The organism is Dokdonella koreensis DS-123 (assembly GCF_001632775.1).
GTDB classification, from domain to species: Bacteria; Pseudomonadota; Gammaproteobacteria; order Xanthomonadales; family Rhodanobacteraceae; genus Dokdonella; species Dokdonella koreensis.
The window spans coordinates 1,415,978-1,438,333 of sequence record NZ_CP015249.1; the positions used below are offsets into that span (position 1 = coordinate 1,415,978).

General features: G+C 66.7%; 21 protein-coding genes and 1 pseudogene. 9 read left to right on the forward strand and 13 right to left on the reverse strand.

Translation table 11 applies throughout. The features are described 5' to 3' along the window. The first annotated feature begins 7 nt into the window (after positions 1–7). Positions 8–937, forward strand: a complete 930-nt coding sequence (locus I596_RS05530; protein WP_067645298.1) for an alpha/beta fold hydrolase — start codon at positions 8–10, stop codon at positions 935–937. Here the strand turns inward: I596_RS05530 and I596_RS05535 are convergent. Both I596_RS05535 and I596_RS05540 read right to left on the reverse strand, forming a co-directional pair. Continuing rightward, a complete protein-coding gene (locus tag I596_RS05535; RefSeq protein ID WP_067645299.1) occupies positions 922–1,581 on the reverse strand; it encodes a hypothetical protein in 660 nt (219 codons plus the stop codon). The two genes, I596_RS05530 and I596_RS05535, sit on opposite strands and share 16 nt — an antisense overlap. Before the next feature lie 118 nt (positions 1,582–1,699). Then, a complete protein-coding gene (locus tag I596_RS05540; protein ID WP_067645301.1) occupies positions 1,700–2,494 on the reverse strand; it encodes a M48 family metallopeptidase in 795 nt (264 codons plus the stop codon). Between the two features lie 144 nt (positions 2,495–2,638). On the opposite strand from I596_RS05540, the gene I596_RS05545 reads away from it, so the two are divergent. From I596_RS05545 to I596_RS18920, 6 genes and pseudogenes are all read left to right on the forward strand, one after another. Next, positions 2,639–6,172 carry a methylmalonyl-CoA mutase family protein gene (locus tag I596_RS05545; RefSeq protein WP_067645303.1) on the forward strand — a complete coding sequence of 1,178 codons (3,534 nt, stop codon included), beginning with the start codon at positions 2,639–2,641 and terminating at the stop codon, positions 6,170–6,172. 424 nt (positions 6,173–6,596) lie between these two features. Further along, positions 6,597–7,325 (forward strand): hypothetical protein, encoded by a 729-nt coding sequence (locus I596_RS05550; protein ID WP_150132030.1) that lies wholly within the window; start codon positions 6,597–6,599, stop codon positions 7,323–7,325. A gap of 90 nt (positions 7,326–7,415) precedes the next feature. Continuing rightward, positions 7,416–7,631: a ribbon-helix-helix domain-containing protein gene (locus I596_RS18020; RefSeq protein ID WP_083965399.1), complete on the forward strand. Its 216-nt coding sequence runs from the start codon at positions 7,416–7,418 to the stop codon at positions 7,629–7,631. Continuing rightward, positions 7,628–8,875 carry a DNA cytosine methyltransferase gene (locus I596_RS05555; RefSeq protein WP_223303921.1) on the forward strand — a complete coding sequence of 416 codons (1,248 nt, stop codon included), beginning with the start codon at positions 7,628–7,630 and terminating at the stop codon, positions 8,873–8,875. The genes I596_RS18020 and I596_RS05555 overlap by 4 nt, the downstream gene beginning before the upstream one ends. A 77-nt stretch (positions 8,876–8,952) precedes the next feature. Continuing rightward, positions 8,953–9,354, forward strand: a complete 402-nt coding sequence (locus tag I596_RS18025; RefSeq protein WP_223303922.1) for a very short patch repair endonuclease — start codon at positions 8,953–8,955, stop codon at positions 9,352–9,354. 231 nt (positions 9,355–9,585) lie between these two features. Continuing rightward, a pseudogene (locus I596_RS18920) lies at positions 9,586–9,696 on the forward strand (helix-turn-helix transcriptional regulator); the annotation flags it as partial. Positions 9,697–9,770: 74 nt separating this feature from the next. On the opposite strand, the gene I596_RS05560 reads toward I596_RS18920, so the two are convergent. Continuing rightward, complete coding sequence (locus tag I596_RS05560) at positions 9,771–10,490, reverse strand: transposase (RefSeq protein WP_335340376.1); 720 nt, start codon at positions 10,488–10,490, stop codon at positions 9,771–9,773. A 238-nt stretch (positions 10,491–10,728) separates the two neighbouring features. Here I596_RS05560 and I596_RS05565 point away from each other — a divergent pair, with 238 nt between their 5' ends. Then, positions 10,729–11,781, forward strand: a complete 1,053-nt coding sequence (locus I596_RS05565; protein WP_067645311.1) for an NHL repeat-containing protein — start codon at positions 10,729–10,731, stop codon at positions 11,779–11,781. Between the two features lie 19 nt (positions 11,782–11,800). On the opposite strand, the gene I596_RS05570 is transcribed toward I596_RS05565, so the two are convergent. The 9 genes from I596_RS05570 to I596_RS05610 all read right to left on the reverse strand — a co-directional run bounded on the left by I596_RS05570 (position 11,801) and on the right by I596_RS05610 (position 20,797). After that, a complete protein-coding gene (locus tag I596_RS05570; protein ID WP_223303923.1) occupies positions 11,801–12,547 on the reverse strand; it encodes a transposase in 747 nt (248 codons plus the stop codon). A 127-nt stretch (positions 12,548–12,674) separates the two neighbouring features. Then, on the reverse strand, positions 12,675–14,267 hold the full coding sequence (locus tag I596_RS05575; RefSeq protein WP_067645315.1) for a tetratricopeptide repeat protein: 1,593 nt from the start codon (positions 14,265–14,267) through the stop codon (positions 12,675–12,677). Between the two features lie 152 nt (positions 14,268–14,419). Next, positions 14,420–15,787, reverse strand: coding sequence for an MFS transporter (locus tag I596_RS05580; protein ID WP_067645317.1), 1,368 nt, complete (start codon positions 15,785–15,787; stop codon positions 14,420–14,422). A gap of 261 nt (positions 15,788–16,048) precedes the next feature. Beyond that, the gene (locus tag I596_RS05585) at positions 16,049–16,360 is read right to left on the reverse strand and encodes a DUF2200 family protein (protein ID WP_335340380.1); all 312 of its coding nucleotides are present in this window, start codon (positions 16,358–16,360) and stop codon (positions 16,049–16,051) included. Positions 16,361–16,424: 64 nt separating this feature from the next. After that, entirely contained in the window at positions 16,425–16,871 is a 447-nt protein-coding gene (locus I596_RS05590; protein WP_067645319.1) for a VOC family protein, read from the reverse strand. 70 nt (positions 16,872–16,941) lie between these two features. Beyond that, positions 16,942–17,202, reverse strand: coding sequence for a hypothetical protein (locus I596_RS05595; protein ID WP_067645321.1), 261 nt, complete (start codon positions 17,200–17,202; stop codon positions 16,942–16,944). Then, positions 17,199–18,509, reverse strand: coding sequence for a hypothetical protein (locus I596_RS05600; RefSeq protein WP_067645323.1), 1,311 nt, complete (start codon positions 18,507–18,509; stop codon positions 17,199–17,201). Before I596_RS05600 ends, I596_RS05595 begins: the two co-directional genes overlap by 4 nt. A 21-nt stretch (positions 18,510–18,530) precedes the next feature. Further along, positions 18,531–19,682 carry an SPFH domain-containing protein gene (locus I596_RS05605; protein WP_067645325.1) on the reverse strand — a complete coding sequence of 384 codons (1,152 nt, stop codon included), beginning with the start codon at positions 19,680–19,682 and terminating at the stop codon, positions 18,531–18,533. A 308-nt stretch (positions 19,683–19,990) separates the two neighbouring features. Continuing rightward, entirely contained in the window at positions 19,991–20,797 is an 807-nt protein-coding gene (locus I596_RS05610; RefSeq protein WP_067645327.1) for an exodeoxyribonuclease III, read from the reverse strand. 135 nt (positions 20,798–20,932) lie between these two features. On the opposite strand from I596_RS05610, the gene I596_RS05615 reads away from it, so the two are divergent. After that, on the forward strand, positions 20,933–21,427 hold the full coding sequence (locus I596_RS05615; protein WP_067645329.1) for a YehS family protein: 495 nt from the start codon (positions 20,933–20,935) through the stop codon (positions 21,425–21,427). Positions 21,428–21,536: 109 nt separating this feature from the next. Here I596_RS05615 and I596_RS05620 read toward each other — a convergent pair whose 3' ends face one another. After that, positions 21,537–22,346 (reverse strand): helix-turn-helix transcriptional regulator, encoded by an 810-nt coding sequence (locus I596_RS05620; RefSeq protein WP_067645331.1) that lies wholly within the window; start codon positions 22,344–22,346, stop codon positions 21,537–21,539. Positions 22,347–22,356 lie beyond the last annotated feature (10 nt).

Sequence of the window (22,356 nt, forward strand, 5' to 3'; positions counted from 1 at the left end):
GCCCACGATGCCTGCCTTGCTGCCGTCGATAAATAGCACGATCGTTCTAAAAAAGATCGCCTTCGGGGGCCTGCGTGCCGGTTTCCGCGTCGGCGGCTGGTTGCTGCCCGGACAGACGCTGCGTCGCGCCGCGGACCTGTTCGGGACGCCGCTGCCGGCCACGCGCGCGCGGGCCGCCGCCTGCGATCCTGCCGGCGCGGTGCTGGGCGAGGTCCGCCGCGGCACCCAGCGCATCGCCACCTATACCTGGGGCGATCCGGCACGCCAGCCCACCGTGCTGCTCGCGCACGGCTGGTCCAGCTACGGCCTGTTTCTGCTGCCATGGGTGCAGCCCCTGCGCGATGCCGGCCATGCCGTGGTCGCGTTCGACCAGCCAGGGCACGGCCGTAGCGACGGCCGCCGGTCCAGCCTGCCGGAATTCGCCGCGGTGTTGCGCCAGGTCGCCGATCACCACGGGGCGCCGGTGGCCGTGGTCGCCCACTCGCTCGGCGGCGCCGCCACCATGCTCGCGCTGGCCGGCGGCTGGCAGACCGGTCGGGTCGTACTGGTCGCGCCGCCGGCCGATCCGGTGGCCGCCGGCGAGCGCTTCGCGCGCCTGGTCGGGCTGCCCGATCGCCTGGCCGGACGCCTGCTCGAGGGCTGGCAGGCGCAGACGCATACGCGCCTGGACAGCCTGCAGGCGCATCGCGCCGCGCCACGGCTGGCCGTGCCGGCCCTGCTGGTGCACGACCTCGGCGACCGCGAAGTGCCCTGGGCCGAGGGCGAGCGCTATGCGCGGCATTGGCCGGGCGCGCGGCTGCTGACCACCGAGGGCCTGGGCCACAACCGCATCGCCACCGATCCGGGCGTGATCGCCGCCGCGCTGGACTTCCTCGGCGGCGCCGTCGTCGGCGAGCGCGTGGTGTCCTCGCCGAACCTGCCTTACGGCTTCGCCTGAGTCTTGGACTTCACGCGCGGCAGCGCCATCGGGTGGGTCTTCTCCGGCGGCGGGCGTGCGGTGCCGTCGTCGATCACGCGCAGGCGCACGTCGTCGATCCAACCGGTGCCGGCGTCGAGCAGGGCGATGCCCAGGACCAGTTCACGTGTCTGATCCGGCACCACCTCGCGGATCGTCACACGCCGCCATTTCGCCTGCGTGCCGGTCATCGGGTCCGACTGCACCTCGCGGATCGCGAAACTGCCGTCCTGGAAATGGACGTACATCCGCCAGCCCAGCGGGCCGACGTCTTCGGTCCGCAGCAGCGCGGAGAACTCGATGGTCGTGCCCGGATGCGGCGCGACGATGCGCTGCTGCAGCCGGCCCCACCACTCCTCCTTCGTCCGCGTGATGCGCGCCGACTGCGCGCCCTGGCCCGGGCGCCGCGTGTCCACCACCATCTCGTAGGCCGGATCGCCGGCGTGCTGCAGCATCGCCCAACCGGGAATCTGCGTGCCCTGCATCGGCATCTCGAAGTCGCCATTGGCCAGCGCCACGTCGGTGATCTTGACGGCCTTCGGGGCCTTGTCCGGCGGGCCAGCCGCCTTCTGGGCATGGGCCGCCGGGGCGACGATCAGCAGGGCGGTGAAAACGAAAAGCTTCATGCGGTCCTCAGGGTGCAGCGTGAAAGGAATGGGGTGCCGGCCCGCGCGCGGCGGTAGGCGGGCTCGCTCGCCCGTGACGGTCGTCATGCCGTCCGGGCGTGCAGGCGGACCGGCCCCGCTAGAGCCGGCACTGCGGCGCGCGCCCGGCGGCGCGCGCCTCTTCGTAGACCGGCATCAGCGACGGCGCGCGCGCCGCCAGGCGCTCGGCGCGCCGCGTCGGGTCCGGGTGCGTGGACAGCAGCGCGGGCGGCCGCGAATCGCCGGCATTGGCCTGCATGTTCTCCCACAGGGTCGCCGCCGCGCGCGGATCGAAGCCGGCCGCCGCCATGTAGCGCTGGCCCAGCTCGTCCGCCTCGCTCTCGTGCAGGCGCGAATACGGCAGCAGCACCCCCACCGTCGCGCCGATGCCGAGCAGGGCCAGCGCCTGCGCGTTGTCGTTGCCGCTGGCCGCGCCGGCCACCGCCGCCGCTGCCATCGCACCCTGCGCCGCCATCTGCTGCGACATGCGCTCCGCGCCGTGCTTGGACACGACATGGCCCAGCTCATGGCCGACCACCGCCGCCACCTGGTCCGGTGTGGTGGCCACCCTCAGCAGCCCGGTGTTGACGCCGACCTTGCCGCCCGGCAGCGCGAACGCGTTGGCGCTGTCGTCCGCCATCAGCGCGACTTCCCACGGCTGGTCGCGCCACGGCGCCGGCAGCTCGGCGATCAGCGCATCGGCGATGCAGCGTACGTAGCGCTCGCGCCCGGGATCGTTGGCGACCTTGCCCTCGGACTTGATCTGGTCGAACGCGGCCGCGCCCATGCGCGACATTTCCGCATCGGAGACGATCATCAGCTGCGTGCGCCCGGTCGGCGCCGTCGCGCAGGCCGTCAGCAGTGCCGCCGCGGTCAGGAAGAAGGTCTTGCGCATGGGATCCCGCTCCGTGTTGCCCGGCTGCGAGGATACCGGCCGCTCGCGGCAGGGTCGATACGGCGCCGCATCCTGGCCGCCGGGCGACACCCTGGGTGACACCGGTAGAATAGGGGCCTTGCGTCCGACCGTTCCGGAGTTTTCATGAGCACGCCCGCCCCGCAGGTTCCCGCCAGCGAGCCCTCCCTCGACGCAGCACCGCTGCGCTTCGTCACCGCCGCCAGCCTGTTCGACGGCCACGACGCGGCGATCAACATCATGCGCCGGCTGATCCAGTCGCAGGGCGCCGAGGTGATCCACCTGGGCCACAACCGCTCGGTCGAGGACGTGGTGCGCGCCGCCCTGCAGGAAGACGCCGACGCGATCGCGCTGTCGAGCTACCAGGGCGGCCATGTCGAGTACTTCAAGTACATGGTGGACATGCTCAAGGAGCGCGGCGCCGGCCACATCCGTGTGTTCGGCGGCGGCGGCGGCACCATCACGCCGGAGGAGATCCGCGAACTCGAAGCCTACGGCGTCGAGCGCATCTACCACCCCAACGACGGCATGAAGATGGGCCTGGTCGAGATGATCGAGGACGTCGTGCGTCGCGCCGCGCAGGCGCGCGCCGCCGCTGGCCGTGAGGCCGCGGACGGCACGCCCGGCATCGACGACGAGATCGGCATCGGCCACGTGCTCTCCGCGATCGAGGACGGCAGTCACGGCGAGGCCGAGCTGGCCAAGCGGCGCAAGGCCTGGCAGCTCGCCGGCGGCAAGACGCCGGTCATCGGCATCACCGGCACCGGCGGCGCCGGCAAGTCCTCCGTCACCGACGAGCTGCTCAACCGCTTCCTCGCCAGCTTCCCGCAGATGCGCATCGCGGTGATCTCGGTCGACCCCACGCGCCGGCGCACCGGTGGTGCGTTGCTGGGTGATCGCATCCGCATGAACTCCCTGCGCAGCCATCGCGTCTACATGCGCTCCATGGCCACGCGCCGGCAGAACGTGGCTACCAATGCCGTGCTCAAGGACTGCATCGCGTTCCTGAAGAGCCTGACGTTCGACCTGGTCATCGTCGAGACCGCCGGCATCGGCCAGAGCGACTCGGAGATCGTGGATCTGGTCGACTTCCCGATGTACGTGATGACCAGCGACTACGGCGCCGCCAGCCAGCTCGAGAAGATCGACATGATCGACTATGCAGAGCTCGTGGTGCTCAACAAGTACGACAAGCGCGGTGCCGAGGACGCCCTGCGCGACGTGCGCAAGCAGTGGAAGCGCAATCGTGTCGCGTTCCAGGTCAAGGACGCCGACGTGCCGGTCTATCCGACCATCGCCAGCCAGTTCAACGACCCCGGCATCAGCTGGATGTTCTCCAACCTGTGCCGGCTGCTGCGCGAGAAGCTGGCCCTGCCGGCCGCCGGCTGGACGCCCGTCCTCGACACCACGCTGAAGGAACCGCGCGCGACGGTGCTGATCCCCGGCAGCCGCGTGCGGTACCTGGCCGAGATCGCCGAGCAGGGCCGCCGCATCAACACCGACATCGGCCGCCAGGCCGAAGCCGCCGACCGCGCGCAGGCGATGTGGCAGGCGCTGGAGGAACTGTCCGACGACCGGCTGCCCAAGGCGCTGGACCTCTACGGCGCCGCCGACCTGCTGCCCGCCGAAGGCGCCGCCCTCGACCGTTCGCTGCTGACGCTGCGCCAGCGCTACAACGACGCGATCCAGGCGCTCTCGTCCGATTCCCTGAAGCTGCTGCGCGACTGGCCGCAGCGCCTCAAATCCATCACCGACGAGTTCACCGAGTACCAGGTGCGCAACAAGGCGATCAAGGTCGACAACTACCGCGATTCCCTCAGCCACCAGAAGATCCCGAAGATCGCCGCACCGACGTACAAGAGCTGGGGCGAGCTACTGGCCTTCCTAGGCAAGGAGAACCTGCCCGGGTCGTACCCCTACACCGGCGGCGTCTATCCGTACCGCCGCACCGGCGAGGACCCGATTCGCATGTTCGCCGGCGAGGGCACGCCCGAGCGCACCAACCGCCGCTTCCATTACCTGTCCGTCGGCCAGCCCGCCGCACGCCTGTCCACCGCGTTCGACTCGGTGACGCTGTACGGCGAAGACCCGGCCCCACGCCCGGACATCTACGGCAAGATCGGCAACTCCGGCGTCAACATCCCGACGCTGGACGACATGAAGAAGCTGTACTCCGGCTTCGACCTGTGCGCGCCGACCACGTCCGTCTCGATGACGATCAACGGCCCCGCGCCGATGATCCTGGCGATGTTCATGAACTGCGCCGTCGACCAGCAGGTGGAGAAGCACCTGAAGGCCGACCCGGCACGCTGGGCGGACGCCGAGATGAAGATTGCCGCGTTCTTCCAGGGCCGCGAGCGCCCGCGCTACCACGGCGAGTTGCCGCCGACCAACGACGGCCTGGGACTGGGTCTGCTCGGCGTCTCCGGCGACCAGTTGGTGGACGCGGACACCTACGCCCGCATCAAGGCCGAGACGCTGGCCACCGTGCGCGGCACCGTGCAGGCGGACATCCTCAAGGAAGACCAGGCGCAGAACACCTGCATCTTCAGCACCGAGTTCGCGCTGCGCATGATGGGCGACATCCAGCAGTACTTCGTCGACCAGAAGGTGCGCAATTTCTACTCGGTCTCGATCAGCGGCTACCACATCGCCGAAGCCGGGGCCAATCCGATCTCGCAGCTCGCCTTCACGTTGTCCAACGGCTTCACGATCGTCGAGTACTACCTCGCGCGCGGCATGCACATCGACGACTTCGCGCCGAACCTGTCGTTCTTCTTCAGCAACGGCATGGACCCCGAGTACACCGTCATCGGCCGCGTCGCCCGCCGCATCTGGGCGCGCGCGATGCGCGAGCGCTACGGCGCCAACGAGCGCAGCCAGATGATGAAGTACCACATCCAGACCAGCGGCCGGTCCCTGCACGCGCAGGAGATCCAGTTCAACGACATCCGCACCACGCTGCAGGCGCTCTACGCGCTGTTCGACAACTGCAACAGCCTGCACACCAACGCCTACGACGAGGCGATCACCACGCCCACGGAAGAATCCGTGCGCCGCGCCGTGGCGATCCAGATGATCATCAACAAGGAAATGGGCCTCAACTTCATCGAGAACCCCTGGCAGGGCAGCTTCGCCGTCGACTACCTCACCGACATCGTCGAGGAGGCCGTCTACAAGGAGTTCGAGGCGATCAGCGAGCGCGGTGGCGTCCTGGGCGCCATGGACACGATGTACCAGCGCGGCAAGATCCAGGAAGAGTCGATGTATTACGAGCACAAGAAGCACGACGGCTCGCTGCCGCTGGTCGGCGTCAACACCTTCCTGCCGAAGGAACACGCCGGCGAGGTGGTCACCGAGATCGAGCTGATCCGCTCCACGGAAGAAGAGAAGGGCCAGCAGATCGAGAACGTCCGCAACTGGCAGCGCTCGCGCAACGCGCTGGCGCCGGCCGGCGAGACCTCACACGCGCACCAGGCCGCTGCCGACGAGGAAGCCCCGATGGTCCACGACGGCCACGGCCTGGCGTACCTCCAGAACGCGGCGCGCGAGCGCAAGAACGTGTTCGCCGCGCTGATGGAGGCCGTCAAGACGCATTCGCTGGGGCAGATCAGTCATGCGCTCTATGACGTGGGTGGGGAGTATCGGCGGAATATGTAGCCGAGCGATATCCTTCGCGTCTTCGACCGCTTGCTTCGCGACGCCGGGCGGGGCGAGCCATGATCGCCGGGTCGAACGAACCGGTATTCTCGTTTGCCGATGCCCGAAAGTGTCCAGCTACAAGCCTGGGCGAAGCCGAATGTCGCGCGAAGATCGATTTCTTCAATGATCGAGTCGCGTGTGTCAGTGCCGCGCTGTCGCCTCGGCGATTGGCGCCTCGCTGTGCGGTGCTCGGAGAAGTCGGGATAGGTTTGACCTTAGTTCGCGTCGGCGAGTTGGAAGTCCGTTCCGTTGAGCGCTACCGTTGGAATTCGATCACAGGGGGAGAGCAATGATCGGCCCAGGGATCTTGACCAGGACTCTCAGCGTCCCGACCTGTCGCGGCAAGGACAAGAAGGCTTGGCAGTACCACCCACGTAGCGACGTGCACTCGAAGATCGCTTGCTGGACGCTGTTGCTCGATTGTCTGCTCGAGTGCGACGCGCTCTACGAGGACGCCGTCGCCGGTCGGATCGGTTTCGCGATCAACTATCTGATGGTGGGGCCGATCAACAAGACGCTCGATCTCGTGTTTACGCGGGTACCCAGAAGCCGATCGGATGGTGTGGGCCGTCGCACGTTCGCCGAGGTGGGGCTCAGCTACGGCATCGAGCTGTCGGAGGCGGAGCAGGCACGTCTGGCCGGCTTGGAAGCGGTCTTCGAAGAGAGAAAGGACGACGTGTCCGAAGTCGCGATCGCCGTAGAGGCGAAGGCTTGCATGACCGATCACGTCGGTGCTTTGCCGAGGCTACACGCCGAGATTTTGGCGACCGGCTACCTCGCTCGTCGGGCTGCGCCCCAATGTACGGTCATTTCGTACACCTTGGTCAACACCGCGGATAGTTTCGTGTCTGGCGACGGCAAGTCCAAGGTTATGAGACAGCCGGACAGTACAAAGGCGGTGTTGGCGATGCTCGCTAACGCCGTACCACTTCGTCGCGACGAGCACGGCTTGCTGGGTTACGACGCGGTGGGAGCATTGACGATCGAGTGCAGGAATGACGGTTCGCCCGTCACCCTGTCGGGTGCCGAGTCGGCTCCTAGGGCGACCGACTCGATCCGCTACGAGCGGATGATCCGGCAGATCTGCGCGACGTACCGAAACCGACGTTGACCCCACGGCACGCCGACGTAGTTTCGTCATGGGCCGGATTGATTACACCGAGGTGGTGTAAAGTGATGTGAATTTTGTTGGAGACCCTCGATGAGTCGTCTACGAAGCATCGCCAAGCCGCGGATAGGTGGCTCCGACGTCACGCGGGCTTCGGTCAGCTTTCCGGCAGATGTCTATGCGGAGCTCGAGCGCATCGCCACGTCAAAGAAGGTATCGGTGGCGTGGGTCGTCCGCGAGGCGGCCGAGCGTTACGTCGCCGATCAATGGCCATTGCTGGCCTCGACGTCCAAGAGGAGCGGGGAATGAATCGAGCCCCAACCGATCGCGAACTGCGCCCCGACGCTCACGCGCAGTTGAGTTCGAATTTATCGTGTGAACCTGTGCACCTGATGCGTGGACCGACTCCGATGGGGAATCATTACGTCGCCGGTCTTTTCGCAGGCATCGGTGGTGTAGAGCGGGGACTCGCACGCGCCGGACACGAGACCGTTTTGTTCTGCGAGAATGATCCTGCGGCGATGGCCGTGCTCCGTGACCGTTTCCCCGCCATTCGTCTGCACGACGACGTGCGGACGTTGCAGGAGCTGCCTCGAGAGACGACGCTGGTCGTCGCCGGCTTTCCTTGCCAGGATCTCTCGCAGGCCGGTACCACCAAGGGGCTGGCCGGCGCGCGTTCCGGCCTTGTCGGGGAAGTGTTCCGGTTGATCGAAGCCGCACGTACGCCGTGGGTGCTGTTGGAGAACGTACCCTTCATGCTGCAGCTCGGACGCGGTGAAGCGATGAACGTCATCACCTCGAGGCTTGAGGTGATGGGCTATCGCTGGGCTTATCGCGTCGTCGATTCGCGTGCCTTCGGTTTGCCGCAGAGGCGTCGGCGTGTCTACTTGGTGGCCAGTTTGGAAGGTGACCCACGCCATGTCCTGTTCGCCGACGAGGCCGGAGCGCGGGCGGACCCGATCTTGAATGGCCATCCGGTCGCGTGCGGCTTTTATTGGACGGAAGGTCTGCGTGGGCTCGGATGGGCGGTGGATGCCGTACCGACGTTGAAAGGCGGCTCGGCTCTCGGTATCCCTTCGCCCCCGGCCATCTGGATGCCGGACGGCATCTTGGTCACACCCGATATTCGGGACGGAGAGCGGCTGCAAGGTTTCCCGGCCGGTTGGACGAAGGCGGCCGAGAAGGTCGCGAAGAAGGGCTCGCGCTGGAAGCTCGTCGGCAACGCCGTCAGCGTGCCGGCGGCTAACTGGATCGGCCGCCGTATGCGCCGTCCCGGTCACCTGCTCGATTTCGACGTCCGGTCGATGCACGGGCATCGCCATTGGCCGATCGCGGCATGGAACGTCGGAGAGGGGCGGTTTGCCGTGGCGGCGTCGGAGTGGCCGGTATCCAAGGCGCCGCCTCCGTTGCACGCGTTCCTAAAGCACGGCGTTGCGCCGTTGTCTGCGAGAGCGACCGGCGGATTTCTGAAACGCACACGTGACGCGAAGTTGAACTTTCCGCCGGGCTTCATAAGCGCGGTTGAAAGACATCTGGCCGCGATGTCGGATTGATGCCCGCTCTAGGCCGCAGATGGTCGCCGGGCGAAGCGTCGCAACCGTTTCGCTCCGGAGGGGCGGCCGGCCGATCGTTGAGCACCACCGCCGCCAGATCGAAGATCATGGCCGGTGTGCGTCGTACGGGTACGACTCCGGAGCTCGCTGTGCGAGATGCAGTGCGCCGACTGAGCGTGCGCTTCACCACCGACAACACCGATCTGCCAGGTTCTCCGGATCTCGCCAATCGCCGCCGGCACTTCGCGATTTTCGTGCACGGCTGCTTCTGGCATCGTCACGCGAACTGCGCTCGGGCTACTACGCCGTCGAGCAATCGCGAGTTCTGGTCGAACAAGTTCAAGGCCAACGCGCGAAGGGACAGGCGCGTGGTGCGGGCGCTGCGGCGCCTCGGATTCAAGGTCATGGTGATCTGGGAGTGTCGGACACGAGACCCTGTTGCATTGACGGGACGGATTCGGCGATTTTTCGACTCGTGAGATTCGAGTTTGGAGTTGCTGTCTGAGGCCTCCTGCGAGCTTTTACTTCAAGATGGCTGCTCGCCGTTCACCAAAAGGGAGCGGTGCCAGCCGGCTGGAGGCTCCGAACGGCGATCGAAAAGCCGGAAAAGCGTCCGGGTCTACGATGCAATTGCGCATCTGCTTTCGCTGGGGCGACGGCGATGCGCTGGATGTGGAAATCGTCGACTATCACTGAACCGTCGAGCCGTCATGAAGACCCTGCCCAACATCCATCCCGGCGAAGTGCTGCTGGAAGAATTCCTCCATCCGCTGGGCATCAGCCAGAACGCGCTCGCGCGCGCGGCCGGCGTCCCGCCGCGCGATAACGGGGTCAGGTTCACTTACCGCGCAGCCGTATCGCCGCGGGGACGACGGGCGGGCCGGATGCCGGCGAATCATTGGGTCTTGGCTTCGACCATGGCGCGAAAGTCATCGCGGCCCCATGCGCGCTGCTGCTGCAGGTAGTCGCGGATGGCTTTCAGGTCCTCGTCGGGCAGCGCCTCGCGGAGTAGCGATCGATAGGTCGCCGCGCGATCGGCACCGAGCCTCACATAGGCAGGGTGGGGCGTGAGCAGCGGATCAGCGCGCTGGCCGCACAGGTGAGCGCAGCTGGACCAAGCGTATTGTTCCGGGGCATCGGTCAACCGTGCCCGAACCGGGTTGAGGTCGATGTAGCGGGAGCAATTCAGCACATAGCGGTCGCCTCCCACCAGGCAGGACTTGTAGCGTCCTTCCCACAATGTCCCGGTGCGGCGATGGTGGGCATTGAACTGCCCTACGTACTGGCGTCCGAGTTTTTGCATCAGCCGGGCTACCGCGCCGATCTCGGTCGGCGTCACGAGCAGGTGGGCGTGGTTGTCCATGAGGACGTAGGCGTGCAGGGCGACCTTGGTGGCCAGCAACGATTCTCGCAGCAGAAGCAGGTATCGCCGTCGGTCGCTGTCGTCCAGGAAGCAGGGCAGGCGATTGTTGCCGCGTTGTACGACGTGCTGAGCGATGTTCGGCAGATCGAAGCGGGTTTGTCGGGCCATCCGGCAAGTCTCGCCGCTGATCGACCTCATCCGGCACCGCTGATCGCCGATTCTTGCGTCAGAAATCGGCTCGACTTCGCCCATGGCTGCTCAGGAAATGAGCCTGACCCCGTTTCCGGCCAAGTAAGACACTCTGCCCCCGTTTGCCTTTGGTCTTTTTCCGTGAAATGTGAACCTGACCCCGTTCTCGACCCCGTTCTCGCGCGCCAGCGCGACATGGCCGATGACGGCGCGACACGTAGGTGCCTGGCGGTCGGTCGTGTAGGAACTGAACCTGCCCCTGTTAATGCTGCTACCCTGTTGCGGCTACGGAGCCTTCGCCATGCGCACCTTCGTTTTGATGACCTTGTTCGCCGCGCTCATGCTCGCCGTACCGGCGCGGGCCGAGCTCGGCATCGGTGGCTATGCCCGCGCCGGACAGAGCGGCGTGCCGCTGCGGATCTTCGGGCCTGATGCCGACGGCACGACGCCGCCCTTCCAGGAAATGAGCGGGCCGACATTCGGCGCGCGCGACACGCAGTGGGCGAGCTACGAGCCGAACGAGCAACTGCTCTACATTTCGGACTATTACGGCCAGGCCATCCGCGTCTATCCGGCCTTCCGAAGCGGCGACGTCGCGCCGTTGCGCGTGCTCAGGTCGGCATACCTCGGACAGTCCCAGGCGAATGCGCCGATATTCGCCCACGGCGAACTCGCCGCCATCGCGATCAACTGCTGCATCCGTACCTGGCCACTGGACGCCGAGGGCGATGATGTCCTGCCCAAGCGCACGATCCCGTGGGTCGGCACCAACCCGGAGACGCAGCTCAACAGCCCGGCCTCGCTGGTCTACCTGCCCGACACCGACGAGTACGCGGTCGTCGACTTCGAGCCGGGCACGAACGCCTCCCGCATCGTGTTCCACGCGCGCACGGCGAGCGGCAACGTCCCGCCGACGCGCATGATCACCGGTAACGGCGTCGGCGGCGCCGTCGCCATCGCGTACGACCGGCTCAACCGGCGTCTGTTCATGCTCGGCCGGTCTACGCTGGCAGACCAGAGCCTGATCGGCCGCGTCGCCGTGTTCCCCGATTCGGCCAGCGGCGCCGCGGTACCGCTCTACACGATTGCCGGCGCGCTCACGCGCCTCAACCGTCCGGCCGGTCATTACTTCATCGGCATCGCGCATGACCCGTACCGGCGCCGCATCATGGTCAGCAGCGCGGCGCCGTCGTCGTCGAGCGAAGGGCACCGCATGATCGTCTTCGACGAGGACGCCGCGTACAACGCCGAGCCGCTGCGCGACCTGGGCGGCGAGTGGCTGAGTCCGGGCAACCTCGGCAGGCCCTTCAGCGTGCCGCCCTGGGACACGATCCGTCGCAACGGCTTCGACTGAGCCGGGCGGAAAACCGGGGTCAGAGTGAATTTCCCTGATCTTTGACGCTTTGGGATGAGCTCGGAGCCTTGCGCGGTCGCCCGACAGTGCGCGGCTCGAGTGTGCGGCCGAGTTGGGCTTCGATGGCGTGGCGGAAGCGGTCAGGACCATAGAGGTGCTGGCGCTGCAGATGGGCGCGGATAGCCTCGATTTCCTCCTGGGTCACATCGTCCATCACGAATGCACGGTAGCGGGCCTGACGCTGCTCGATGCCGGTCGCCAGTTCGCGGTAGGCGCTGTGTGGACGAATCACTGAGTCGTGCGTGCCGAACGCGTTGCGGTGGTGGCTTGACCAGGGGTAGTCACGAGGGTCCGTCACCATCGCGGCGCGTAGCGGATTCAGCTCGATGTAGCGATGGCACTGCAGCAGATGCGCGTCGCCGGCGACGAGGCCAGCTTTGTAGCGGCCTTCCCAGAGCGTGCCGGTGCGGCGGTAGGTCTGGTTGACATGGCGCACGTAGCGTCTGCCCAGGGCTTGCATCATGCGGCTGGTGCAGCCGACTTCGGGCGGCGTCACGAGCAGGTGCACGTGGTTGGTCATCAGTACGTACGCGTGGATCGCGCAGCCTTCACGCCGGGCGGTCTCATTGAGATCGCGCAGGTAGCGTCGATAGTCGTCGGCGGTGAAGAAGCACGGCTGGCGATCGTTGCCACGCTGGATCACGTGCTGTGCGATTCCGGGAAGATCGAGTCTGGGTGAGCGAGGCATGCGGATGTCTTTGTCCAAATGCCGGCATGGTCCTGCCCGGAGCCGCGTCCGGCTACCGCAATGCATGAACTTTCACGTAGGACTTTTCCGAAATCGACTCTGACCCCGTTGGCTTTTCGACCCCGTTTGGCCGTTTCGCAGTTGATCACTTGCCTTCGGGGTGCTGGCCGCGCCGGGTCGCCCCATTTGACATCGGCGGCGGCAGGCCGTGCTCGTTCGGCGAGCACGTATAGTCGAAGTCCCACTTGAATTCGGGCTGATCGTGGTAGGCGCGCGCCATCGCCTTGCAATACTCCGCGGTGTCGGTCCTCTTCTGCGTGTACGCGAACATCTTCCAGGCCCGTGTCGAGTCGGGGTAGGCGTCGAGCATGCGACGCGCCATCGCAACCGCATCATCGTGGCGTTCGAGGTGTTCCTCATAGAGAACGATCAATGCCGACATCGCGTCGGCACTACGCGGATTGACCTCGATCATCTTCTCGTTCAGGGCCGCCGCGGCGTCGAACCGGTTCGAGGTAGCCAGGGCTTGTGCATACTTCCCGAGGTCCGGTGTCGTCAGCGATCCGAGGTCGGCGGCACGCGTCACGTATTCATCCGACCACTCGGGTTGCTTCGCCAACTCCAGCGCCAGCGCGGCGCGCATGTAGTTCTCGACAGTCGGCTCAAAGCGCACCAGCGGCGTGATGAGCGAGGCGTCCGCTTGCGCGAGCGGCAGGTAGCCCATGTTGTCCAGCGCGAAGGCATCGGGCGCGATGGCGAGGATCGCGAGGTAGTCGTCGCGGGACAGCGGGCGACGGGTGGCGAGTGCGCTGAAGTAGCGCACGCGCGCCGCGACGAGCGCCATCAGCGGGTTGCTGTCTTCGCGTGCCTTGGCGGCATCCGCGATTTCCTCGAGCGCTTCGATCGAACCGCCCCACAGCGGCGAGGCTTCCTTTGACCAGAAGATGTAGGCGCGGTGCTCGTCAGGAGCGATCGCGACCGCCTTGCGGCCCAGCTCCATGATCTCCGCCCGGCTGCCGCCCGTACGTGCCGTGGCGGGAATGAGGTAGGTCGCCGGCACGATGAAGTCCGGCTTGATCGCCAGCGACGCCTTCAGGTCGCTCACGGCGCCCGCCATGAGCCGCTCCATCGTTTCGAAATTTTCCCGTGGTGTGTCCGCGGCGGACGCGGTGCCACGGGCCTCGGCGGCAGTGCGCATGCGGAACACGCCGCGCGCAGCGAGTGCATACGCACTGTGCGGCGAGGCCTTCACCCAGCGTTCGAGGACGCTTCCAATGGCCGGATTGCTGCTCTCGAAGCGTTGCTCGAATGTGCGGAAGAGGATGCCGCGTCGTTTCGGGTCCGACGCGTCCTGCGTCGCGTAGTCCTGGAACGTGGCATCGACGCCTGCGCTGTCGCCCGCGGCAAGCTTGGCGTCGATCTGGTCGACCGTGATGATGTCGAGCGCGGTCAGGCGGCAGCGTTCGGCAATGAACGCCGGGCTCCAGTGCAAGGGCGGCACGTCGGGAAACTCGAGGCAGCGCTTGAGCGGATCGGCGACCTTGTCGGCGGCCCGCAGCGCCGCGATACGCGCGTCGAGGTCGGCTCTTTTCGCCTCGGCCTTGGCATGGAGCTGCGCCATCTCCTGGCGCACCGTTTCGGCTTGATGCTCGATGAGCCAGCGGTCGTACCCGAGGAAGGAAACCACGACCAACAGGGCTATGCCGACCGTGATGAAGATGATCCCGATCAAACGCATCGCCACTCCTGAGCGCGGACTGGAATTGGGCCCGCTGACGTCGCGCATCCGTCGTGTTCGAGCCGTGTCGCTGCGACTCTAGCATCTCCGAGCGGATGTAAGACCGGGGTCTCCGTTTTCGTGGGAACCCAAGCGTGATGGATGTGGCCGCTTCAATGCGCAGCCCGACGATCCATTGCCCCGGCATCATCCAGCCAGTTCGCTCCCTTGTTCTTCAGAAAGAACACATACACGACCAGCGACGCCGCGATCACCGCGGTGACGTATCCCGCGAACAGCATCATCTTGTCGGTGCGCAGCGCGGCCTGGTACAGCAGCGGCGCGGTACCGCCGAACGCGGAGTTGGCCAGTGCATAGCCCAGCCCGACGCCCAGGGCGCGCACGTGGGTGGGGAACAGCTCGGCCTTCACGACGGCGTTGATCGAGGTGTAGCCGGTCAGGATCACGAAGGCGACCGCGAGCATCGCGAACGCAGGCAGCCAGTGGGTCTGCTGAGGCAGCGCCAGCACCAGGTATCCGGTGTAGGCCACGCCGCCGATGCCGAAGAACACCAAGAGACTCTTGCGCCCGACGATGTCCGACAGCCAGCCGCCTAGCGGCTGCAGCAGCATCAGCACGGTCAAGGCGATCAGGTTGATGACGACGCCGGTCATCGCGTCGCCGCCTGCGAACAGGCTCTGGATCATTTTCGGGCCGATCACCGAATAGGTATAGAACGCGACGGTGCCGCCGGCAGTGATCAGGAAGCACAGCAGCAGGGGACGCCACTGGTGGAAGAACAGCTCGCGCAGGGAGCCGGATGTGCGTGCCTGGCCGCTGCGGGCGGCCTGGATGGCATCGAGCCCCAGCGATTCGTCCATCGTCCGCCGCATCCAGAACACCACGATGGCGGCGATGCCGCCGATGGCGAAGGCGATGCGCCAGCCCCAGTGCGAGATCTGCGCGGTATCGAAGAACGTCAGCATCGCCAGCAGGGTGAGCTGTGCCAGCACATGGCCGCCGACCAGGGTGACGTAGTGGAACGAGGAGAGGAAGCCGCGCCGGCCGGGAATGGCCGCCTCCGACAGATACGTGGCGCTGGCGCCGTACTCGCCGCCGGTGGCGAAACCCTGGATCAGGCGCGCCAGCAACAGGATCATCGGCGCCGCCAAGCCGATGGCGGCTACGGTGGGCGTGATCGCGATGGCGAACGAGCAGCCGGCCATGATCGTGACCGATACCGTCAGCGCCAGGCGGCGGCCGTGGCGATCGGCGAACCGGCCGAAGAACCAGGCGCCGATCGGCCGCATCAGGAAGGTCATGGCGAAGATCGCCCAGATGAACAAGGTGGCGTTCTTGTCCTCGGGCGAAAAGAACTGCGACTCGAAGTAGGCGGCGAAGACCGAATAGACGTAGACGTCGTACCACTCGACCAGGTTGCCCGCCGATCCCTTGAGCGTGTTGGAGACCGAGCGGCGCAGGCGGGCACGGGTATCGGCTTCGGGTGCGGCCGTCAAAGGGGACTTTGCGGATGCCGTCATGGGGAAACGGGGGGCAGGTTCATTTCCCCAAGCATAGATCAGCAACCGGACCCAGCGAACTGCAGCGGATCGTCGATCATCAGGCGCGAACCGGATTTCGATGAGTGTCCCGGCTTCGCGCAGCGAGTCGGTGCGCTGACGGCGGGTGTTGCATTGGCCGACCGACGGAGGCCCGAGATTCCGCTCGGTCGCGACACGGCGTCGATCTCGGGAGGCGTCGCAGGCCGATGGACGTAACTCTCTCGACGACGCCACCGCGACTCACCCGCGCAGGATCTTCTCCACTGCCTTGTCCTTGGTCAACTCGTAGACGAGTTTGTCGAGGTAGCGGATCTTGCGCATCAACGGGTGTTCGATGTCCTCCCCCCGGATCACGCGGACCACGCTCGTGATCAGCGCGGCGTTTGGGTGGAATGCCGGTGCCTGGGCGTAGAAGGCTTCCAGGTCGTTGTCGCTTTGGAGTTGTTCGCGCAGGCCCGCCGGCGTGTAGCCGGTCAGCCAGCAGAGGATCCGGTCGAGTTCATGCCGGGTGCGGCCCTTGACCTCGGCCTTCTTCACGTACATCGGGTGCAGGCTGGCCTACCGGATGGCGAAAACCCGGTCCCGGTGCATCGAACCCCTTCGGCTGTTCTCGCGGCTAGCCTTGCGACGGCTTCCAGTCCGCCGATGGCACGGTGTTGACCATCCACGGCACGCCGAAGCGGTCGACCAGCGAGCCGTATCCGGGCGACCAGAAGGTCTCCGCGAACGGCATCACCGGCCTGCCGCCTTCGGCCAGTTGGTCGAACCAGCGCCTGGCCTCGGCGATGTCGTCGGTGTGCAGGGTGACGTCGAAGCCGTTCTTGGGCTTGTCGACGTTGGGGGCCCAGGCCACGTCCATGTCCGCCCCCATCAGTGCCTGGTCGCCGACGTCGAGCCAGCAGTGCATGAGCCAGGTCTTGTATTTCTCACCGGTGATCGGCATTCCCGGCGGCGCTTCGCCGTAAGGGTAGGCGGCGGTGATCTTGCCGCCGAGGACCTTGGCATAGAATTCGAACGCTTCGCGGCATTGCCCCTGGAAGCTCAGGCTGGTCACGATCTTCATGGGTCACCTGGTGTTCGGTTGCGGGAACCGGATATCTACCATATCGATCGTTAAACGCGCGTCCCTCAACTCACCCGTCGTCGGTTGGGGTCCGCTGCACGCGCATCCGATACGCCCCCCCGTTCTCGCCGCTGATGCGCGAGGCACGGGTGCCCTTGATCTCGTCGACCTTGCCGTCCGAGCCGGTCACCGGCTGGGCCTCGACGGCGGTTTCGCGCTCGAAGGCGTGCGACTTGTCGGTGTTGCGGTAGTACCGGTAAAGGGCCCAGTACAGCGCGGTCGCGCCGGCGGGGCCGAGGGCCAGCAGCCAGAGTCCACTGTCGTCGCTCATGATGAGGCCGCCACGATCCAGAGTGCGATGCCTTCGAGAACCGTGCCGACGGTGAGCGCGGCCATCAGCAGTTTCCACTGCTGCACCGGCACGCTGCCCATCGTCTCGCCGGTGCGGCCGTTCACGGCGATGTAGTGCAGCAGGCCGCCGTTGCGGCCGGGCTGGTGGTAGGAGTACAGCCAGACCGGCAGGTACATCGATACCCAGCGCGTGCCGTGGACGTCGAGGCGCTCCTGTTCCCAGCGCACGCCGCGGTCGTAGCGGCGCACGGATGACTCGACCTGGGCGCGGGCGATCGACAGCAGCTGGTCCTCCAGACGCGGGCGCAGGTGCTCCACGTCCTGGTTGCGCTTCTCCGAGGTGAAGCCCATCAGGTAGGAGGCGTTCCACTTCACGGCGTTCTTGGTGTCGAACGGCAGGATCGTGTTGATGATGTTGTTGGTGTTGACGCGCGTGTCCAGGTTGCCGCGCTCGGTGGACGATTCCAGCGGCAGGTCGTCGACGGTGAAGTCGACGTGCCGGTCCACCTGGTAGATGTCGGCGTCGTAGTAGGTCTTCTTGTCGTTGCCGGTGCCGCGGGTGTACTCCCGCGTCTTGATCTCGCCCTTGCCGGCCACGTCGGCGCTCGCGTTGCCGTCGACGATCATGTAGGGCAGGTAGACGCCGACGACGTTCTCGGGCGTGAACTGTTCCTTGAACGCCTTGAGCGCGAACAGCCGCCGCTTGTCGACGAACTGGCGGATGCGCGCGACGGCGTCGTCCTTCTTGATGTGGAACGGCAGCACGGCATCGGGTACGGCGCCGTTGGCGATCTGCTCGTTGACGCCGAACACGTGCCGGCACCAGTGGCAGCGCGCGGTCATCGCGTTCTCGGTGTTGACGGTGACCTCGGCGCCGCAGGCGGTGCACTTGAAGGTCATCAGGCTGGCGGCGTCGGCGGCGATGTCGCGCGCGCCGGAGGCGATCACCGTGCCGCGGAGCTGGTCGAGGCCTTCGCCGAAGCCGAATGCCTCCTCGACCCGTGCGCCATCCCACTCGTTACGGCAGTACAGGCAGACCAGCAGGTCGGTGCCGGGCTTGGGCCGGATCTCGGTCGCGCCACACTTCGGGCAGCGGTTGAGGCCGTCCTTGAGCTCGGCGGCAGCCGTGTCGATGGCGACGGGGTCGGGCGCCAGCAGCTCGTCGCGGATCGGTTCGGGCCGCGTGGCCGGGTCGATCGGCAGGCTGCCGGGCACCGGCGGCACGTCCTGCGGCGAGCCGGGACCGGTGACCGGCGCTGTCGGCGCCGGCGTCTTCTGGTCGGACATGGTGGCTGCGTGCCCGGTGGCTTAGAGACCCAGCGCCTTGGCCTTGAGCGCGTCGTAGTCGGACTGGGTGATCAGGCCGAGGTCGAGCATCTCCTTGGCCTTCTTCAGCTTGGCGACGGGATCGTCAGCGGCGGGGGCGGCCGCGGTGGCCGGCTGCTGCAGGGTGCCGATGCCGCCGAGCATGCCCGAGGCCATGCCGACGCCGACCAGGCCTGCCGCGCCACCGTTCTCGCCGGCCGACTGGATGCCCTGGGCGACGCTGGCCTGCAAGTTGGAGTTGCCGCGCGAGCCGGCGAGCGCATCGGCGCGCTGCACGGTCTTGAGCAGTTCCCGCGTGTTCGCGTCGTACTCGATCGACACGATGGCGGTCTTGACGATCGCCAGGCCGCGATCGGACTTCCACTGGTAGGCCTGCTCCACCGCATCGGACAGGCTCTTGGCGAAACCGAGCGAATCCTGCTGCAGCTTGGTGATGCGGTTGCCCTTGCCGGGATCGTTGCTGTACAGGCTGAAGGCCGGTGCGAGCGAGCCCACCACCTCGTTGAACAGCTGGCTGGCGGCGGCGTTGTCCAGGTCGGTGAAATCGAAGACCTGGCCGGTCTGGAGATAGCCGGCCGGTACGAAGTTCTTCACGAACAGGATCGGGTCGACGATCTTCAGCGTGTAGGAGCCGCGCGTGACCGCGCCGACCTGCGTGTTGAGGAAGCCGTCGTCCCAGTAGATCTCGGACTGCGTGCCGAAGCGGTTGTCCGGGAGCTCCTTCAGCGAGACGAAGAAGGCGGCCTGCTGCGAGCCCGGCTGGCCGCCGAACTTGAAGCGCTCCCAGCTCTGCATGATGAGCGCGCTGACCAGGCCGTCGCCGGCGAAGATCGATTGGGAGTTGAGGTCGTCCGATCGCCACTCGTAGCCGCCCGGCTCGGCGGCGAACCCGGTGATCTTGCCGTCCTGGAACAGCAGCAGGCCGTAGCCTTCCGGCACGACGATCTTCGAGCCGTTGGTGATGATGTTGGAGGAACCCTTGGTGTTCGAACCGCGCCCGGCATTGGTGCCCTGGGGCACGGCGGCGAACAGCGCTGCGGTGGCCGGCAGGCCGGCCGGCACCGTGTAGAAGTCCTTCCACTGGTCGGCCAGCGTGCCGCCGATTGCCCCAACCGCTGCCTGTATCAGACCCATGACGACTCCTGCGTGATCTTGGCCGGGCACCGTGCCCGCCATGCCGGCGCACTATACAAAAATCCGGGGTCGAAACCGGGGTGGGGTCAGAACGAGGGGGTATCGTCGACTTTCCGGCCGTCCGGCGTTGGCCCCACGGGGACGTCGGGTCGGAACTGGAGGCGGAGCCTCCGAAACCGGGTCGGAGTCGAGTTTTTACCTGGCCAAGCGTCGATCAGCGCGCGAGGCAGGCGTTCTGGCGCCTTCCGGCGAGCGGAGCGCCTGACCTGAATCCGGCTGACCGGTCGTCGCCGGCGCCGCGAGCCGGGTCAGGGTGGGGGCTTGGGGCTGGCGATCTCCACCCACGCCGGCGCATGGTCGCTGGCCTTCTCCTGCAGGCGCACCCAGCGATCGACGCCGGCGTGCTTCAGGCCTTTGGCGGCCGTGGCATTGAGCAGCAGGTGGTCGATGCGCAGGCCGCGGTCGCGCTCGGCATGCTGCCGGAAGTAGTCCCAGAACGTGTAGATCGCGCCGGGGCCATGGGCCTCGCGCAGACCATCGGTCCAGCCTTGTGCGAGGAGGTGTGCGAACGCCTCGCGCACCTCGGGCTGGATCAATGCGTCCTTGCGCCAGGCCTTGGGATCGTAGACGTCCTCGTCGGTCGGGATCACGTTGTAGTCGCCGATCAGCGCAACCGGACAGGGCAGGTCGACGAGGGTCTCGGCGTGTTTGGCGAGCCGCGCCATCCAGGCCAGCTTGTAGTCGAACTTCGGCCCGGGCCGCGGATTGCCGTTGGGCAGGTAGAGCGCACCGACGAGCACGCCGTGCACGGCGGCTTCGAGGTAGCGGCTCTGCGTGTCGCAGGCATCGCCGGGCAGGCCACGGCGGCTCTCCACGGGTTCGACGTGGCGGCCGAGGAGGGCGACGCCGTTCCAGCTGCGTTGGCCCAGCCACAGCGCACCGTAGCCGGCGGCTTCGAGTTCGACGGCGGGGAACGCATCGTCGGTGGCCTTCAGTTCCTGCAAGGCGACGATGTCGGGCTGCTCGCGCTCGAGCCACGCGAGCACCTGTGGCAGGCGCGTGCCGATGCCGTTGACGTTGAAGGTCGCGATACGCAGCGGGGCGCGTGGGGTCATGGCGGCGATGTCCTCGTCTGCGGCAAGGGGCGGGGGCGCCGATACCGACGCGCAATTGTCTCCGAGGCGATTGCCGCGAAGGGGGGAGATGCCCCCGGTACACTGTGGACCCTGTCTTGGCTGCCTGCTGAACCCATGATCCACAACGATGTCCTTCGCAGCATCCGCTACATGCTCGACCTCAGCGAGCCCAGGGTGATCGAAATCATCCGCCTGGGGGACCCCGCGTTCGTCCTCGAGAAGGACGAGGTGCGCGCACTGCTGCTCAAGGAGGACGAGCCCGGCCACGAGCCGTGCAGCGATGACGTGCTCGCGCGTTTTCTCGACGGCTTGATCGTGCACCGCCGTGGCAGGTTCGATGACCGCCCGGCGCGGCCGATCGAGGCGCGCATCACCAACAACCTCGTGCTCAAGAAGCTGCGCATCGCTTTCGAGCTGACCGATGTGGACATGCTCGAAGTATTCGCCAGTGCGGGCTTCCGCGTGTCGAAGCCGGAGCTCTCCGCGTTTTTCCGCCAACCGGGTCACCGCAACTACCGTCTTTGCGGCGACCAGATACTGCGCAACTTCCTCAAGGGACTGACGTTGCACGTGCGCGGTGTTCAAGGTGGCGCTGCCGAAGTCACCTGATGATGCGTGAGCACACTCGGGGATGGCCCCCGCACCGCAAATCCAGAGCGGCCCAAATGGTCGACTCGGCGGTGATGGAGCCCGCATCGGGCCGCGGTCGCGGCCATACCTAGGCCTCGATCACCGTATGCACGAGCCGGTCGCCGCTGGCCAGCTTGGCGTTCCGATACGCGGAAAGGGTGAGGCCGGTGAGGCTCTTGAAGTCGTGAGCCAGATGGGAGTCGTCGGCAAACTCGAGCAGGGCCTCGCCGGGGGCGGCGCGAGTCAGCCACGGCGAGGGATGCAGGACCGCCAGGACGCGCTGGAGCCGGGCGATCCTCAAGAGCCGCTTGGGCGACAAGCCCACCAGGCGTTCGCAGCGCTTGTGCAGGGCGCGCTCGGAGATGCCGGCTGCCCGGGCGATCTCGAAGACGGGGCCCTGGAGCCGGTGATCGAGCATCGCGTCCATCATCGCCGTTGCCGGATCCGGTGGAGGGGCGCATCGGAACGCGTGGCGCAGCCAGCTTTCCATGGCGACGACGCGGTGGTCGAAATCGGGCGCCTCGAGCACGCGGGAGAACAGGCGTCGCGAGGCGGCGGGCAGGAGGTCGTCCAGCGGCGTCTGCCGGTCGGCCAGGCAACCTGCTGCAGGGCGCCCCAGCGTCGCTGAGCCGTGCAGGGTCAATGCTGCGACGAAGACATGGAGCGGCTGGCGGGTATGGGATCTCGTCGTGGTCGAGGAGGGCCCCCACAAGGCCGCTCGGGGTGCCGGCTCCAGGCCACGCGCCTTGGCGAGATAGAAATCCGTCCCGAGCATGATCTGCAGCAACGGTACCGGCACGGGCAGCTCGCGCATCGTCGCGAACGCGGCAGCGTCGCGGCGCTCCGCGAAGGCGGTGACGAACGGGCGCAGATCGGGCGCGGCCGGCCGCCAGTCCATCCGCAACGGG